This window comes from Streptomyces sp. NPDC002490 (assembly GCF_040296045.1).
In the GTDB taxonomy this organism is placed as follows: Bacteria; Actinomycetota; Actinomycetes; order Streptomycetales; family Streptomycetaceae; genus Streptomyces.
Genome location: NZ_JBEOWM010000002.1, coordinates 226,213 through 241,678, shown reverse-complemented (window position 1 = coordinate 241,678; position 15,466 = coordinate 226,213). Strand labels below are relative to the sequence as shown.

Annotated in this window: 13 protein-coding genes; 8 read left to right on the top strand and 5 right to left on the bottom strand. The window is 73.5% G+C overall.

Translation table 11 applies throughout. From position 1 onward, the window contains the following. Positions 1-305 precede the first annotated feature (305 nt). Positions 306-941, top strand: coding sequence for a mycothiol-dependent nitroreductase Rv2466c family protein (locus ABT092_RS02270; protein WP_351238793.1), 636 nt, complete (start codon positions 306-308; stop codon positions 939-941). Positions 942-1,115: 174 nt separating this feature from the next. Here the strand turns inward: ABT092_RS02270 and ABT092_RS02265 are convergent, their stop codons facing one another. Both ABT092_RS02265 and ABT092_RS02260 read right to left on the bottom strand, forming a co-directional pair. Beyond that, entirely contained in the window at positions 1,116-1,757 is a 642-nt protein-coding gene (locus ABT092_RS02265; RefSeq protein ID WP_351238791.1) for a superoxide dismutase, read from the bottom strand. A 166-nt stretch (positions 1,758-1,923) separates the two neighbouring features. Then, entirely contained in the window at positions 1,924-3,345 is a 1,422-nt protein-coding gene (locus ABT092_RS02260) for an amino acid permease (RefSeq protein ID WP_351238789.1), read from the bottom strand. Between the two features lie 321 nt (positions 3,346-3,666). Here ABT092_RS02260 and ABT092_RS02255 point away from each other — a divergent pair, with 321 nt between their 5' ends. The 3 genes from ABT092_RS02255 (at position 3,667) to ABT092_RS02245 (ending at position 5,785) form a co-directional block, all read left to right on the top strand. Next, complete coding sequence (locus tag ABT092_RS02255) at positions 3,667-4,260, top strand: biotin transporter BioY (RefSeq protein WP_351238787.1); 594 nt, start codon at positions 3,667-3,669, stop codon at positions 4,258-4,260. A 136-nt stretch (positions 4,261-4,396) separates the two neighbouring features. Further along, positions 4,397-4,885, top strand: a complete 489-nt coding sequence (locus ABT092_RS02250; RefSeq protein ID WP_351238785.1) for a ribose-5-phosphate isomerase — start codon at positions 4,397-4,399, stop codon at positions 4,883-4,885. Positions 4,886-4,963: 78 nt separating this feature from the next. Beyond that, on the top strand, positions 4,964-5,785 hold the full coding sequence (locus ABT092_RS02245) for an Fpg/Nei family DNA glycosylase (protein ID WP_351238783.1): 822 nt from the start codon (positions 4,964-4,966) through the stop codon (positions 5,783-5,785). A gap of 4 nt (positions 5,786-5,789) precedes the next feature. Here ABT092_RS02245 and ABT092_RS02240 read toward each other — a convergent pair whose 3' ends face one another. After that, positions 5,790-7,019, bottom strand: a complete 1,230-nt coding sequence (locus ABT092_RS02240) for a GNAT family N-acetyltransferase (RefSeq protein ID WP_351238781.1) — start codon at positions 7,017-7,019, stop codon at positions 5,790-5,792. A gap of 198 nt (positions 7,020-7,217) precedes the next feature. Here ABT092_RS02240 and ABT092_RS02235 point away from each other — a divergent pair, with 198 nt between their 5' ends. Continuing rightward, on the top strand, positions 7,218-8,378 hold the full coding sequence (locus ABT092_RS02235; protein ID WP_351238779.1) for a SpoIIE family protein phosphatase: 1,161 nt from the start codon (positions 7,218-7,220) through the stop codon (positions 8,376-8,378). Positions 8,379-8,466: 88 nt separating this feature from the next. On the opposite strand, the gene ABT092_RS02230 is transcribed toward ABT092_RS02235, so the two are convergent. Next, on the bottom strand, positions 8,467-9,675 hold the full coding sequence (locus ABT092_RS02230) for a cation:proton antiporter (protein ID WP_351238777.1): 1,209 nt from the start codon (positions 9,673-9,675) through the stop codon (positions 8,467-8,469). A 414-nt stretch (positions 9,676-10,089) separates the two neighbouring features. Here ABT092_RS02230 and ABT092_RS02225 point away from each other — a divergent pair, with 414 nt between their 5' ends. Genes ABT092_RS02225 through ABT092_RS02215 form a run of 3 tightly spaced genes read left to right on the top strand, consistent with a single transcriptional unit; the run spans position 10,090 to position 13,901 of the window. After that, a complete protein-coding gene (locus ABT092_RS02225; protein ID WP_351238775.1) occupies positions 10,090-10,887 on the top strand; it encodes an ABC transporter ATP-binding protein in 798 nt (265 codons plus the stop codon). Then, the gene (locus ABT092_RS02220) at positions 10,887-13,376 is read left to right on the top strand and encodes an ABC transporter permease (RefSeq protein ID WP_351238773.1); all 2,490 of its coding nucleotides are present in this window, start codon (positions 10,887-10,889) and stop codon (positions 13,374-13,376) included. The genes ABT092_RS02225 and ABT092_RS02220 overlap by 1 nt, the downstream gene beginning before the upstream one ends. Before the next feature lie 33 nt (positions 13,377-13,409). Then, entirely contained in the window at positions 13,410-13,901 is a 492-nt protein-coding gene (locus ABT092_RS02215; protein WP_502968372.1) for an HD domain-containing protein, read from the top strand. Between the two features lie 48 nt (positions 13,902-13,949). Here the strand turns inward: ABT092_RS02215 and ABT092_RS02210 are convergent, their stop codons facing one another. Continuing rightward, positions 13,950-15,185, bottom strand: coding sequence for an acyltransferase family protein (locus ABT092_RS02210; RefSeq protein WP_351238771.1), 1,236 nt, complete (start codon positions 15,183-15,185; stop codon positions 13,950-13,952). Positions 15,186-15,466 lie beyond the last annotated feature (281 nt).

Genomic DNA, 15,466 nt, shown 5'->3' with positions numbered 1-15,466 from the left:
CTTCCCCACCCGTCGCTCCTCCGCTCCCGGCACGCGGCGCACGGGACCGACGGACGCCGGAATCCGGCGGTGGCGGATGTCGTTCTGTTCGTTCTGTTGGTGTTTCCGGTGCTTCGTGGGGTCGTGCGTCCGGAAACCGGTACGCGGTATTCGGTACCCGGTGAGCGATCCTGCCACGAGGGCCGACGGGCCGGGCAGGGGGAGCCCGTCGACCGAACGGGCGGGAATGACCCGGTGGACCGGCGGTGTTCTCCGGGCGACCGATCGTGCACCGCAGCCACGCGCCCACGGCGCTGAGGAGAGACATGTCCGTGTCGCAGAAGACCCCCGTCGACTTCTGGTTCGATCCCGTGTGCCCATGGGCGTGGATGACCTCCCGCTGGGTGCTGGAGGTCGAGAAGGTACGGGATGTCGAGGTCCGCTGGCACGTGATGAGCCTCGCCGTTCTGAACGAGGACAAACTCGGCGAGCTGCCGGAGGAGTACCGCGAGATCCTGGCCCGGGCGTGGGCGCCGGTCCGCGTGGTGATCGCGGCCCGCGAACTGCACGGTCAGGAGGTCGTCGGCCCGCTGTACACCGCCCTGGGCACCCGCTTCCACAACCGCGGCGAGGGCCCCACCCGGGAGGCGATCGCCGGGGCGCTCGCGGACGTGGGCCTGCCGGCCTCGCTCCTGGAGCACGCGGACTCCGACCGGTACGACGCCGAGCTGCGCGCCTCGCACAAGGAGGGCATCGACAAGGTCGGCCAGGACGTGGGCACGCCCGTGATCGCGGTGCCCGGCCCGGACGGCGAGCAGATCGCCTTCTTCGGTCCGGTGGTCACCCCGGCCCCCAAGGGCGAGGCGGCCGCCCGGCTGTGGGACGGCACGCTGCTGGTGGCGTCCACCCCGGGCTTCTACGAGATCAAGCGCACCCGCACCCAGGACCCGGTCTTCGACTGAGCGTCCGTGCCCCGACAGCACGGAAGGCCCCGCGAGTCATGTCCTCGCGGGGCCTTCCGCTTGGTGCTCCTGCCCGATGAGCGGTGAGAAGACGATCACGAGCAGGACCTTGGGGGTGCCCGCCCCGGGAGCGGCCCTAACCCGGGGGACGGCACGGTGACGGCGGTTACCGCGTCACGGGGCGATGATCAGGTTGTCCACGCGCTCCTTGGCGGCGGCGTAGCGCTTGGCCACGTCCTGCCAGTTGACGACGGCCCACATCGCGTCGATGAAGTCGACCTTCTGGTTGCGGTACTGGAGGTAGAAGGCGTGCTCCCAGGCGTCGAAGACCAGGATCGGCGTCGAGCCCTGGCCGACGTTGCCCTGGTGGTCGTAGACCTGCTCCACGATCAGCCGGCCGCTGACCGGCTCGTAGGCGAGGACGCCCCAGCCGGAGCCCTGGGTGGTCGCGGACGCCTTGGTGAGCTGGGCCTTGAAGCCCGCGAAGGAGCCGAAGGACTCCGCGATCGCGTCCGCCAGCTCGCCCACGCCGTCCTTGTCCAGCGGCTCGCCGCCGCCGTCGCCGGTCATGTTGTGCCAGTAGATGGAGTGCAGGATGTGCCCGGACAGGTGGAAGGCCAGGTTCTTCTGGAGTCCGTTGACGGAGCCCCACTGGTCCTTGTCCCGCGCCTCGGCCAGCTGCTCCAGGGTGTCGTTGGCGCCCTTGACGTAGGCGGCGTGGTGCTTGTCGTGGTGCAGCTCGATGATCTCGGGGCTGATCACCGGCGCGAGCGCGGAGTAGTCGTACGGGAGTTCGGGAAGTGTGTAGACGGCCATCGCGGGTCCCCTCTGACCTCTTATTGCAACCTACTTGCATCTGCACGCTATCAGCAGCTCGGGGGCGGTGCGCCGCGGCCCCGGGCGGGCGCCGCCGCCCGGACGCGGAGGAGGGCGCCCGCCGGTGTCCGGTCGGGCGCCCTCGGGTCGCGGGTGGGTGGGACTGCTACGTGAGCGTCCCCCGCCGCTGGCGCACGTATCCCGTGACGGCCAGCACCAGCACCAGGGCGCCGGTGGAGTACAACTGCACCCGGGTGTCGGGCTCGCGCGCCATCAGCAGGAACATCCCGGCCATCATGGCGAGGGCGATCCAGGTCAGCACGGGGAAGCCCCACATCCGGACGGTGAGCCGCTCGGGCTCCTCGCGCTCGGTGCGCCGGCGCAGGATCAGTTGGGAGACCGCGATGAAGATCCACTCGACCAGGATCACCGCGCCGATCATGTTGAGCAGCCAGCCGAAGACGTCGTCGGGGCGCCAGTAGCTCAGCAGGACGCATCCGAAGCCGCACAGCGAGGAGGCCAGCACCGCCGCCCACGGCACCCGACGGTGCACCCGTCCCAGCGCCTTCGGCCCCTGCCCCCGTTCGACCAGGGAGTAGGCGATCCGGGAGGCGCCGTAGATGTTGGCGTTCATCGCGGACAGCAGGGCCACCAGGACCACCACGTTCATGATCTCGCCGGCGCCGGGGATGCCCAGGGTGTCGAGGGTGGCCACGTACGGGCCCCGGGCGACGACGTCCGGGTCGTCCCAGGGCACCAGGGTCACGATCACCGCCATCGACCCGATGTAGAACAGCGCGATCCGCCACACCGCGGTGCGCACCGCGGTGGCCACCCCGCGCACCGGGTCCTTCGACTCGGCCGCGGCGATGGTCACCGTCTCCAGGCCGGCGTACGCGAACACCGAGGCCAACAGGCCGATGATCAGCCCGTCGGTGCCGTTCGGCAGGAACCCGCCGTCGCCGGTCAGATGCGCGGTGCCGGGCGCCTCGATGCCCGGCAGCAGGCCGGCGATCGCCAGTCCGCCCAGCCCCAGGAACACCACGATCGCGCCGACCTTGAGCGCCGCGAACCAGAACTCGAACTCGCCGAAGTTGCGCACCGCGGCGAGGTTGGAGAGGCAGAACGCGGTCATGAACAGCGCCACCCACATCCACTGCGGGGTCCCCGGCAGCCAGCCGGTGACGATCTTCGCCGCCCCGATGGCCTCCAGCCCCACGGCCGTGCACAGCAGCACCCAGAACGCCCACCCCACGGTGAACCCCGCCCAAGGGCCGATGGCGCGGTCCGCGTGCGTCGAGAACGACCCCGAGGAGGGGTGGGCGGCCGACATCTCGCCCAACATCCGCATCACGAGCATCACCAGGAGCCCTGACGCGGTGTACGCCACCACGATCGAGGGGCCGGCGGCGGCGATCCCGGCACCCGATCCCACGAAGAGTCCGGCGCCGATCACCCCGCCCAGGGCGATCATCGACAGGTGCCGCTGCTTGAGGCCGTGACCGAGGGCGTTGCCCGCGGGGTCGGTCCTCCCGGGGTCCGGGCGCGGGTCCGAAGGGGCGGGTGCGGCGGTGTCCGAGCGGGCCATGGGCTGTCCGTGGGTGTGAGGGGCGTGGGGAGCCATCAGTGTGGGGTACGGGCTTCGTCTACCCAAAGAGGTCATGAGCATGCCCGCGAAGGAGTGCGGGCTCCTCGCCCCAGTCACCCTTCCGGAGAGGGGATTTGGCAGTACTCCACAGTCCGACAGTGACCAGTGTCACCTTGACCGGGTGATTCCCCCCGCCGATTTGTACGGAGCCCACCAAGGCGTGCCGGCGCCCTTTGTCGGTCGCTGACGGTGAGCGCGCCGGGGGCGCTGGGATAGCGTCGCCGTGTCCGCCCCCCCCGTCCGACCTCCCCGGGAGCACCGTTGAGCACCGCAGCCGTCACCACCCGTCCCGGCGAGGTCCTCGCCGACCTCCTGCCCGCCGCCTCGGCGGCCCGCGCCCGTCTGCGCGACGTCACCCTCGTCGTCGGCGGCGCCGCGCTCACCGGGATCGCCGCGCAACTCGTGGTGCCGGTGCCCGGCTCGCCGGTCCCGGTCACCGGGCAGACCTTCGCCGCGCTGCTGGTGGGCACCTCCCTCGGCGCGGGCCGCGGCTTCCTCTCGCTGGCCCTGTACGCCCTGGTCGGCATGGCGGGCGTGCCCTGGTTCGCGGGCGGCACCTCCGGCGCGGGCGGCGCGACCTTCGGCTACGTCCTCGGCATGCTGCTCGCCGCCACTGTCGTGGGCGCCCTCGCCCGGCGCGGCGGCGACCGTTCGGTGCTGCGCACCGCGGGCACCATGGTGCTCGGCTCCGCCGTCATCTACGCCGTGGGCGTGCCCTACCTGGCGGCCAGCACCCCGTTGTCGCTGTCCGGTGCGGTCGCCGCCGGCATGACCCCGTTCCTGATCGGCGACGCCCTCAAGGCGGCCCTCGCGATGGGCCTGCTGCCCGCGGCCTGGCGCCTCGTCAAGCGCTGACCGCGCCCGCGGCCGTCCGGCCCCGGTTCCCGTGGGGGACCGGGGCCGCGCCGTCCCTCCCGCCGGAGTTCAGGTCCGGACCAATGCACGGACCCGTGGACGCCCGCCCCGTCCGGGGCATGCCACACTCGGTCCCATGCGCGTGTACCTCGGCTCGGATCATGCCGGCTACGAACTGAAGAACCACCTCGTGGAGTGGCTCAAGGCCCACGGCCACGAGCCCGTCGACTGCGGGCCCCACCTCTACGACGCCCAGGACGACTACCCGCCGTTCTGCCTGCGCGCCGCCGAGCGGACCGCCGCGGACGCCGGCTCCCTCGGCATCGTCATCGGCGGCTCCGGCAACGGCGAGCAGATCGCCGCGAACAAGGTGAAGGGGGTGCGCGCCGCGCTCGCCTGGAGCGAGCAGACCGCCGCCCTCGGACGCCAGCACAACGACGCCAACGTCATCGCGGTCGGCGCCCGGATGCACACCACCGACGAGGCCACCGCCTTCGTCGAGACCTTCCTGAAGACGCCGTTCTCGGACGAGTCCCGCCACCAGCGCCGCATCGACATGCTGTCGGTCTACGAGACCACCGGCGAACTCCCGCCGATCCCGGCCCACCACCCGCAGCAGCCGTAGGCCCCCGCGCCGCCCCGGCCGAGGCCGGGGCGGCGCGCCCGGACCGTCCCCGTCCGACCGACACCAGGAGTCCCACCCGTGCCGGAAGGGCACACCATCCACCGCCTCGCCCTCGACCACCGCGAGCGCTTCCTGGACCGCGAGGTCCGGGTCAGCAGCCCGCAGGGCCGCTTCGCGGCGAGCGCCGCCCTGTTGGACGGCCGTCCGCTGACCGCCGCCGAAGCCCACGGCAAGCACCTGTTCCTCGGCTTCCCCGGCGGCGACTGGGTCCACGTCCACCTGGGCCTGTTCGGCAAGCTCGACTTCGCGACGGCCCCGGTGCCGCCGCCCACCGACACGGTCCGGCTGCGGCTGGCGACCCCCACCGACTGCGCCGACCTGCGCGGCCCCACCACCTGCGCCCTGATCACCGAGGACGACAAGCGGGCCGTGCACGACCGGCTCGGCCCGGACCCGCTGCGCGACGACGACCCCGAGCCCGCCTGGACCCGCGTCTCGCGCAGCCGCAGCACCGTCGCCGCCCTGCTGATGGACCAGAAGGTGGTGGCGGGCGTCGGCAACGTCTACCGCGCCGAAGTCCTCTTCCGGCACGGCATCGACCCCTACCGCACCGGCCGGGACCTCGGCCGGGCCGTGTGGGACGCCCTCTGGACGGACCTCGTCGCCCTGATGCGGGAGGGCGTGCGCAACAACCGCATCGACACCGTCCGCCCCGAGCACACCCCCGAGGCCATGGGCCGTCCGCCCCGGGTCGACGACCACGGGGGAGAGGTGTACGTGTACCGGCGGGACCGTCGGCCCTGCCACGTCTGCGGCGACGAGATCCGCACCGCCGGCCTCGCCGCCCGCAACCTCTTCTGGTGTCCCACCTGCCAGCCCACGACGGTCGGGACCGGCTGACGGCTCAGAAGCCGTGCGGCAGCCAGGGGGCGAGGTCCGAGCCGAAGGCGGTGGTCGCCCGGGCCAGGGCCCCGGCCCGCACCTCCGTGACCCGGCCGGCCGCGGCGAGCGCCCCCAGACCGGTCCCGCCCAGGTAGGCCGCCCCCAACTCCCGCACCGACAGACGCAGGTCGGCGGGGTCCTCGGTACGGGCGCAGACGGCCCCCTCGGCGTCGCCGGAGAGCCGCCAGCGGCCCGTGTTCCAGGGGCAGAACGCGTCGACCACGTCGAACACCACGTCCACCGGCGTCCGGTAGGTGCGGGCCGCGAGCGCCGCGCCCACCTCGACCAGCCGCACGTGCAGCGAGTCCCGGGAGGTCAGCAGGGAGCGCCGGACGTCCGAGACCAGGTACTGCCAGGCGTCGTCCACGGGTCGGTTGCGCACCACCACCGTCGAGGTGAGGTCGAGGTCGAACAGGAACCGCCACAGCGCCGCGTACGCCGCCGGTTCCACCGCCTCCAGGTCCCGCAGGGTCACCACGCCGTTGGGCCCCTGCGCCTCCCACGAGGGCTTGTTGTGGTAGCGGGCGTACCCGACCGGCACGCCGTCGCGCTCGGCGAGCACGCACTGCAACGGCGACCCGCCGCCGCGCCCGCCCTCCGGGTCCAGCAGCGGCAACCGCTCCCAGCCCGGACCGCGGGCGATCATGCCCGGCCGCTCCGGCACCACCCGCGCGTACAGCGCCTCGCACTCCTCCCGCACCTCGGCCGGCTCCGCGAAGCGCAGCCGCAGCCCGTCCTCGCCCGGCAGCCGGGGCAGGGTCACCCGTGAGGTGTCGACGGTCGCGCCCAACTGGTACGTCCCGATGCCGTAGCCGAAGCGGCCGTAGATCGCCGGCTCCGAGGCGGTCAGCACCGCGAGCGGTTCACCCAGCGCCCGCACGTCGTCCAACTGCCGGCGCATCAGCGAGGTCAGCACCCCGCGCCGGCGGTGGGTGGCCGCCACGCTCACCATGGTGACGCCCGCCGCGGGCACGGCCGCGCCGCCCGGCACGGTCATGCGGAAGCTGAAGGCCCCGGCCGTGCCGACGCACCGCCCGTCCTCCCACACCCCGAGGGAACGTTTCGTCTCGGTGAGCGCCCGCCACAGTTCGCGCTCCTCGGGAGCCTCGGCCAAGCCACCGAACGCCCGCTCCAGTGTGGCGTACCACACATCCCAGTCGTCCGGTCGCAACACCCGTGGCTCTGTCGTCATGTAGACATGACTATCAGGGCGAAGCAGGATGAGCGAACCGATTTCCGTGCGTCCCGCCGGGCCCGCACGGAAGGGGTGAGGGCCGTCCGAAGGCCCGTGAGGCAGGGGGGTTCACCAGTGGTTCCGCTGATCCCGAGGGTGCGCCGGGAGGGACCTGTTGTGCGTCCCCTCCGGCGCGCTGGATAAGGTCCACGTGCGATGGCACGACGACGAACGGCAGTAGAGAAGTTCCCGGCCCAGATGAAGAAGCGACTGCACCGGGTCCGCGTCGCCGTCCGCAAATCCGGCGTCGACTACTTCCGCGGCGACGGCTCCGACTGGATAGCCCTGGCGGGTCTGCTGCTCACGGTTCCGCTGATCGCCGCGGGCACGCTCGCCAACTCCCTCTGGTTCTCCCCGGCCGCCCTGGTGCTGCCGATCGTCGCCGGCGGCCTGCTGCTGCGCCCGGCGAGCCTGCTCACCCTGTACGCGGCCGCCGCCGCTGCCCTGATCGTCGAGTCCGTGCGGCTCGGCCCCTACGCGGAGGGCCCGGCCCGGGTGACGCCGGGCGTGGTCCTCACCGTCGCGGCCTGCGGCTTCACCGGCCTGCTCATCGCCCAGTTCCGCAGCCGCGTCGGCGTGCCCTGGCGACGTGGCGGCACCATGCTGTTCGACCTGCGCGAACGCATCCGGGTGCAGAGCAAGCTCCCGCTGCTGCCCCGCGGCTGGCACCGCGAGATGGCGCTGCGACCCGCGGGCGGCCAGTCCTTCTCCGGTGACTTCGTCGTCGCCGCCCGCACCCATGGGGGGCGCACCCTGGAGGTCGTCCTCACCGACGTCTCCGGCAAGGGCATGGACGCGGGCTCCCGGGCGCTGCTGCTCTCCGGTGCCTTCGGCGGCCTCCTCGGCTCGCTCCCGCCCCACGACTTCCTCCCCGCGGCCAACGGTTACCTGCTGCGTCAGGACTGGGACGAGGGCTTCGCCACCTCCATCCACCTGGTGCTGGACCTGGAGTCGGGCGATTACGAGCTCTACTCGGCGGGGCACCCGCCGGGGCTCCAGTTGTGCGCCGGCTCGGGCCGCTGGGAGGAGAAGGCGCCGGAGGGCCCGCTCCTCGGTGTCTACGACGGCGCCCAGTTCGACCCCCTGAAGGGCACCCTGCGCCCGGGCGACGTGCTGATGCTCTTCACCGACGGGCTGGTGGAGACCTCCGACCGCGACCTGGACGAGGGCATCGACCGGCTCACCGGTGCGGCCAACCGCTACGTGGCGGACGGGTTCCACGGTGCGGCCTGGCACCTGATCGAGGCGGTCGCCCGGGACGTCAACGACGACCGGGCCCTGCTGCTGATCTCCCGGGACACCCAGCACCTCGGCTGATCCCCGCCCCGGCCACCGGGAACAGCGATCGCCGTCGCGATGACCTCGCGACGGCGATCGTCGTTCCCCGTTCCCCGGCGGCGCCGGGTCAGGCCCGTTTCTCCCCGGTGCCGACCGCGGACAGCTCGACGGGCTCCGCCGGCTCCCGCGGGGCGGCGGGGCGCGCGTCGGGCAGCAGCCGGGCGAGCCAGGACGAACGTCCGGCGGCCAGCGGGCCCAGCACGGCGAGCAGCAGCACGTACCCGGCGATGAACGGCGACAGGCGCTCGTCCAGTCCGGCCCCCGCGGCCATGGTCGCCATGATCAGGGCGAACTCCCCGCGGGCCAGGAGCGTGGTGGAGATGTTGGCGGCGGGCCCGGGACCGAATCCGTACAGCCGGGCGCCGCCGACCCCGGCCAGGACGTTCATCACCATCGTCAGCGCGACGGCGGCCAGCACCGGCCAGAGGACCACCGGCAGGTCGCCGGGGTCGATGGACAGGCCGAAGGCGAAGAAGAAGATGGCGCCGAAGGCGTCCCGCAGCGGGTGCACCAGGGTGCGGATGCGCTCCCCGGAGGCGGTGCTGCCGAGCATCAGTCCGACCATGAACGCGCCGATCGCGTCGGCGACCCCGAACCACTCCGAGACCCCGGCCACCAGGACCGCCGCCCCGAGGAAGGAGATCACGAGCAGTTCGTCGTCCTTGACGGCGAAGAGCCGGCCGATGACGCGGGTGCCGTACCGGGCGGCGAGCGCCAGGGCCAGCAGGAACGCGAACGCCTTGCCGGCGTCCGTCGCGGCGGCGGCCAGGCTGTCCGCGCCGGACAGGATGGGTTGGAGCGCGGCGAGGTAGAGGGCGAGGAAGATGTCCTCGACCACGATGATGCCGAGGATCGGCCGGGTCTCCGGGTTCCCGAGCCGGCCGGTGTCGACCAGCACCTTGGTGACGATCGCGGACGAGGAGATGCCGAGCACGCCGGCGAGCACCAGCGCCTCGGAGGTGCCCCAGCCCAGGGCGAACCCGAAGCCGAGGCCCGCGCCCACGTTCAGCGCCAGGTACATCCCCCCGGCCAGCGCCATCTTCCGGCCGCCGGCTTTGAGGTCGTCGAGGTGGAACTCCAGGCCCAGGTAGAAGAGGAGCAGGACCAGGCCGAGCGCGGAGAGCATCTCCAGGTCGTGCGGGTCGGCGACCAGCACGATGCCGGGGGTGTGCGGGCCGAGCAGGATGCCGGCCAGGATGAAGAGCGGGATGGTGGGCAGTCCGATACGGCCGCCGAGCCGTGCCAGGACCGCGGCGGCGAGGAACGCGCCGCCCATGGCGATCAGGGTGTCTGCGTGTCCGATGGGCTTCCTCTTCCGTGCGAGGGATCGACAGGGGTGGGGACGCCCCGAAGCACCACGGGGGCGTCAAGGAAGCGTCAATAGTTAGTTTACCGAAGGATTAACCGGGGAAGCTTCCCCGGCCACGGAGATGGGGGCCAACCCCCATGCCGCCGTCCCGCCCGGGTTCCCGCCGGGGCGCCCCACCAGACCCCCGCCGGACGGGGCAGGGGGAACCCGCCCGGGTGGACGCAGGCCCCCGCCGTGAGCTGGGGAAAACCCCACCCCAGGTCTGCAGCGCACCTCATGGTGTCCGACCCCCCGCCCTCCGTACGGTCGAAGCACCGAGTCACCACCCCGCCGCACGGCCGGCGACTCGCCGACCACGCACCGAGGAGAGGCACCCCAGCCATGGCCCTGCGCAAGAAGCGGACCGCCCCCCGCCCCGCCGACACCCCGTGGGCGGTCGAGCTGAACGGCGTGCGCCGCAGCTACGGCAAGCGGTCCGCCGAGGTCCACGCCCTGCGCGGCATCGACCTCGCCCTGCCGCACGGCAGCTTCACCGCCGTGATGGGCCCCTCCGGCTCCGGGAAGTCCACCTTCCTCCAGTGCGCCGCCGGCCTCGACCGCCCCACGGCCGGCACGGTCCGCCTCGCCGGCACCGACATCACCGCCCTGGACGAGAACAGACTGACCGAACTGCGCCGCGCCCGCCTCGGCTTCGTCTTCCAGTCGTTCAACCTGCTGCCGTCCCTGACGGTCGAACAGAACGTGCTGCTCCCGCTGCGCCTCGGAGGCCGCCGACCCGACCGCGCCCGCGCCAGGGACGTCCTGGGCCGGGTCGGCCTCGGCGACAAGGGCCACCGCCGCCCCACCGAGCTCTCCGGCGGACAACAACAACGCGTCGCCGTGGCCCGGGCCCTCGTCACCCGCCCCGACGTGATCTTCGCGGACGAGCCCACCGGCGCCCTGGACACCACCACGGCCACCGAGATCCTCTCCCTGCTGCGCACCGCGGTCGACCGACTCGGCGCCACCGTCGTCATGGTCACCCACGACCCCTCCGCCGCCGCCTGGGCGGACCGGGTCCTCTTCCTCGCCGACGGCGCGATCACCGACGAACTCAGCGGCGCGTCCGCCCAACGCATCGGCACCCGCCTGACCGACCTCATCTCCCACCACCGCCGCCTCGCCGGAGCGGCGGCCTGATGCGCACCAACGGACTCGCCCGAGCCGCCCTGCGCTTCAAGCCCGCGGCCTTCGCCGGCACGTTCCTCGCCCTCTTCATGGCCGCGATGATCGTCAGCGCCTGCGGCATCCTCCTCGAAACCGGTCTGCGCGCCTCCGTCCCGCCCGGCCGCTACGCCGACGCCCCGGTGGTCGTTGCCGCCGACCAGCAGGCCCGCCACCCCGTCGTCGACGCTGCCGGCGACCGCTCCGACCACGGCGGCCCCGTACCCGACCGGGCCCGTCTGGACGCCGCCCTGGTGGCACGGGCCGCCGCCGTCCCCGGCGTGCACGCCGCCATCGGCGACACCACCTTCCCCGTCCGCACCGACCGCGCCGCCCTCACCGGCCACGGCTGGGGCGCCACCGCCCTCACCGGAGAACGCCCCACCACCGGCCGTGCCCCCGCCCCGGGCGAGGTCGCCCTCACCGTCCCCGGCCCGGTCCGCACCCCCGCCGGCGAGCCACCCGCCGTGGGCGACCGGGTCACCCTGCACACCGCCGAAGGCGCCCGCACCTTCCGGGTCGCCGCCCTCGTCCCCGCCGCCGGAGCCACCCCGACCGCCTGGTTCCACGACACCGAGGCCCCCCGGATCGCCGGCCACCCCGGACGGATCGACGCCATCGCCGTCCTGCCCGAGGCGGGCGTGTCCACCACCGAGCTGAAGGGCCGCGTCGCCGCCGCCCTCGGCGACGCCGCCGAGATCCACACCGGCGAGGACCGCGGAGCCGTCGCGGAACCCGGCCTCGGCGAGGCCAAGGAACTCCTGATCGGACTCGGGGGCTCCTTCGGCGGCACCGCCACCCTGGTCGCCGTCTTCACCGCCGCGGGCACGGTCGCCCTCTCCGTGGGGCAACGCGCCCGTGAGTACGCCCTGCTGCGCGCCATCGGCACCACCCCGCGCAAGGTGCGCCGCGCCATCGCCACCGAGACCCTGCTCATCGCCCCGCTCGCCGGCGCACTCGGCTGCCTCCCCGGCGCCGCGCTCGCCACCTGGTGGTTCGGCCAGCTCCAGGACAAGGGCGCCCTGCCCCGTGCCCTCCACCTCGCCGTGTCCCCGCTGCCCCTGCTCGCCGCGGTCGCCGCAGTGGTCCTCACCGGACTCGTCGCGGGGTGGGCGGCGGCCCGCCGCCCGGCCAGGATCCGCCCGGGGCAGGCCCTGGCCCGGGCCGCCGTGGAACGCTCCCTCCCCGGTCCGCTGCGCCTCGGGCTCGGCATCGCCGCGGCGGTCGGCGGCACCGCACTGGCCGCGGTGGCCCAGTCCACGGCCGGAGAGGACGCCGCCAACGCCGCCATGGGCGTGGTGCTGCTGTTCATGCTGGCCGTGGCGCTGCTCGGCCCGCTCGTGGCCCGGGCCTGCGCCGCCCTCGTCGGACTGCCGATGCGCGGGGCCGGGGCCGCGGGAGCGCTGGCCGCCGCCAACTCCCGCACCAACGCCCGCCGACTCGCCTCCGCCATCACCCCGATCGTGCTGGCCGTCGCCTTCGCCTCCACCCTGCTCTTCCTCCACAGCAGTCAGGACCGGGCCACCGTCCGTCAACAGAGCGCCGGAGTCATCGCCGACCACGTGGTCCGCCCCGCGTCGGGGGGCCTCGCCCCCGACGCGGTGGCCGCCGCCGCCGACCGCCCCGGGGTCCGGGCCGCCGTCGGCCTGCTCAGGACCGCGGTCCTGATCCCCACCGGCTCCGGCGACACCGCCATGCTGCGCACCGCGTCCGCCCAGGGCGTCGACGGCCCCGCCCGTGACCTGGCGGCCGTGCAGGAACTCGACGTGCGCCGCGGCGCGCTGGACCTCGGACCCGGCCGGGCGGCCGTCGACCTGCGCCTCGCCGAGGCCGCGGACGTCACGGTCGGCGACCGGTTGCCGCTGCGCCTGCCGGACGGCACCGAACGGTCGGTGGAGGTCGTCGCCACCTATGCGCACGGCCTCGGCCTCTCCGAGGTCACCATGGTCCGCGGGGACCTCGCCCGCCACGTCACCGACCCGTTCGCCGCCGAACTGTGGGTCAAGGGCGGCTCCGCGGCGGACCTCGCCGCCCACGGCACCGTCATCGCCCGCGGCGACTACACCTCGGCGGCCTCCGTCGACCGGGAGCTCAACGCCTGGGCCAACCGCTTGATGGCGGCCCTCCTCGGCGGATTCGCCGCGGTGGCCTCCGCCAACACCCTGGTCATGACGGTCCTGGACCGCCGTCGCGAACTGGGCACCCTGCGCCTGATCGGCAGCACCCGTCGCCAGGTGCTGCGCATGGTCCGCTGGGAAGCACTGCTGGTCGCCGTCGTCGGAGTGGTCCTCGGCAGCGCCATCGCCCTCGCCACCCTGGTCCCCATGGTGCGCGGCATCACGGGGGAGGGCGTCCACATACCCCCGGCGGTGTACGGCTCGCTGGTGGGCGGGGCCCTGCTGCTCGGCCTCCTCGCCACGGCCCTGCCCGCCCGCTTCGTGCTCCGCGCCCCGCACCGGGCGTAGCCGGCCCGGGGGCGTCTGGGTCACACTCGACCCGTGACCCGGACGCCCCCGGACCGCCCCCCGGTCCCCCCGCCCACCGGCCCGCTGGGCCTCGGAGAGGTCGAGGCGTTGGCCCGCGCCGCGCACGAGGGCCAGACCGACAAGTCGGGCCGCCCCTACGCGGAGCACCTCCGAGCAGTCGCCGAGGGGGTGCGGGCCCGGGGCGGCACGGACGAACAGATCGCCGCGGCCTGGCTGCACGACGCCGTCGAGGACGCGGCCCTCAGCGAGGAGTGGCTGCGGGCGGCGGAGCTCACACCGCGCACCAGGGCCATCGTCCTCGCCCTCACCAAGCGGCCGGGCGAGCCGCCCGAGGCGTACGCCCGACGCATCCTGGACACGCCCGGCGCCCGTCTGGTGAAGGAGGCCGACCTGGCCCACAACACCGCCCCCGAACGGCTCGCGGTCCTCGACGGGGCCACCCGCCGGCGGCTGATCCGCAAGTACGCCACGATGCGGGCCCTGCTGGGCCTACCGGACGACTGACCACCGTCCGCACGACCCACCGGCCCCGGGCCCACCGGCGGACGCCGGTCAGCCGGAGTCGCGGGCCCGGCCGCGCGCCACCTCGACCGCGTCGCTGCGCATGGCCCACCGCAGCCGCGGCTCCAGGGCGAACCGCAGGGCGTGCCGTACGGGCGGGGTGCACATCAGGGTGATGGCCGCGCCCGCGACGAGCGTGACGAACACCTGCCCATGGGGCTCGTGCAGCCAGGCGGGGTCGTACCACCCCCAGAAGCGGGAGCCCTTGGCCAGGAACCCGTGCAACAGGTACCCGCACAGGGTGCCCGCGCCGAGCACGGTGAACCAGGTCCTGCGGCGCGGCACCCAGGACAGGAAGCAGGCCGTCAGGAGCAGCGAGCAACCGAACAGGGCGAAGGTCATGACCGGCCCGGTCCACCACGGCGCCCCCAACTCCTGGGCGCTGTTGCTGTGGTACAGCCAGCCGGTGTCCATCCGGGGCACCGCCCACCAGGAGGTGGCCAGCGCGAGGACGATCACCGGCACCGACAGCAGCCGCACCTCACGGCGCCGCAGCAACTGGAAGTGCTCGGGCCTGGCGTACAGCCCGATGACGAAGAAGGGGAGGAACTGGAGCACCCGTTGGAGGTCGAAGTCGTCCCCGATGCTGGGGGAGGCCGAGGCCAGCGCGGCGATGCCGAGGGCCACCGGGACGGGCCAGCGCACCACCTTCCACAGCGGGGTGGAGATCCGCCAGACGAAGAGGGCGATCAGGAACCACGTCAGGTACCAGGGGTCGAGCAGGCTGAGCCGGTGCCCCGGGTCGTCGTCGGCCCAGCGCTTGAAGAAGGTGTAGGCGATCTCGAAGACCACGTACGGCGCCACCACGGTGGTGAGCAGCTTCCGGACCCGGGCGGGGCTCATGTCGAAGCTCCGCGAGAAGTAGCCCGAGATCAGGATGAAGGCGGGCATGTGGAAGGCGTACACGAAGAGGTAGAGCGCGGTGGCCGTGCGGCTCTGGTCCGTCAACGGCTCCCAGGCGTGTCCCATCGCGACCAGGACGATGGCCAGGTACTTGGCGTTGTCGAAGAAGGGGTCGCGTTGTGTGGCGGGACGGGCGCCGGGATCGGGGGGCACCGGCGTGGTGAGCAGGTGCTCGGCCCGCCGGGAGCGCGGGGTGGGTACGCCGTCCGCGAGGTCGTCGGGGTCGCGCGCTTCGGCGGGATCCGTACCGGGGGGCGGGTCGGGCGAGGTGGGCGGGGGTGAGGGCGCCGGATGACGACCGGTCGGTCGCAGCGAGTTGGTCACAGGCCCTCCCACCAGGAACTGGGGGAGACGATCCGCGACCTCACCGCACGTGCGTGGGGCGGGGCAGTGGGAAACATTGGAGGAACCCTAGCGTCGGGGACGGTGTGTGGTGAACGACTCCGGTCGTCTTTCGCGCTGTTCTTGCTCCGTTCTCCCTTCGGTCGGGCATCCCACGCCGGGAAATCGGCCCAGGGGGTGCGCGTACCCCGATTTCGGAGAAGTGCACGCACCGTTCGATGACGGGTTCGAAGTCCATGAGCAGGCTGCGAAGTTGGTCTTTA

What these genes read in the sequence shown, in the direction of transcription:
- ABT092_RS02230 (WP_351238777.1), bottom strand. Translation starts at nt 9,675, where the DNA reads ATGGGCGGCGCGTTCCTCGCCGCCGCGGTCCTGGCACGGCTCGGCGGC.
- ABT092_RS02235 (WP_351238779.1), top strand. Translation starts at nt 7,218, where the DNA reads ATGGCACGACGACGAACGGCAGTAGAGAAGTTCCCGGCCCAGATGAAG.
- ABT092_RS02265 (WP_351238791.1), bottom strand. Translation starts at nt 1,757, where the DNA reads ATGGCCGTCTACACACTTCCCGAACTCCCGTACGACTACTCCGCGCTC.
- ABT092_RS02220 (WP_351238773.1), top strand. Translation starts at nt 10,887, where the DNA reads ATGCGCACCAACGGACTCGCCCGAGCCGCCCTGCGCTTCAAGCCCGCG.
- ABT092_RS02240 (WP_351238781.1), bottom strand. Translation starts at nt 7,019, where the DNA reads ATGACGACAGAGCCACGGGTGTTGCGACCGGACGACTGGGATGTGTGG.
- ABT092_RS02270 (WP_351238793.1), top strand. Translation starts at nt 306, where the DNA reads ATGTCCGTGTCGCAGAAGACCCCCGTCGACTTCTGGTTCGATCCCGTG.
- ABT092_RS02225 (WP_351238775.1), top strand. Translation starts at nt 10,090, where the DNA reads ATGGCCCTGCGCAAGAAGCGGACCGCCCCCCGCCCCGCCGACACCCCG.
- ABT092_RS02250 (WP_351238785.1), top strand. Translation starts at nt 4,397, where the DNA reads ATGCGCGTGTACCTCGGCTCGGATCATGCCGGCTACGAACTGAAGAAC.
- ABT092_RS02260 (WP_351238789.1), bottom strand. Translation starts at nt 3,345, where the DNA reads ATGGCCCGCTCGGACACCGCCGCACCCGCCCCTTCGGACCCGCGCCCG.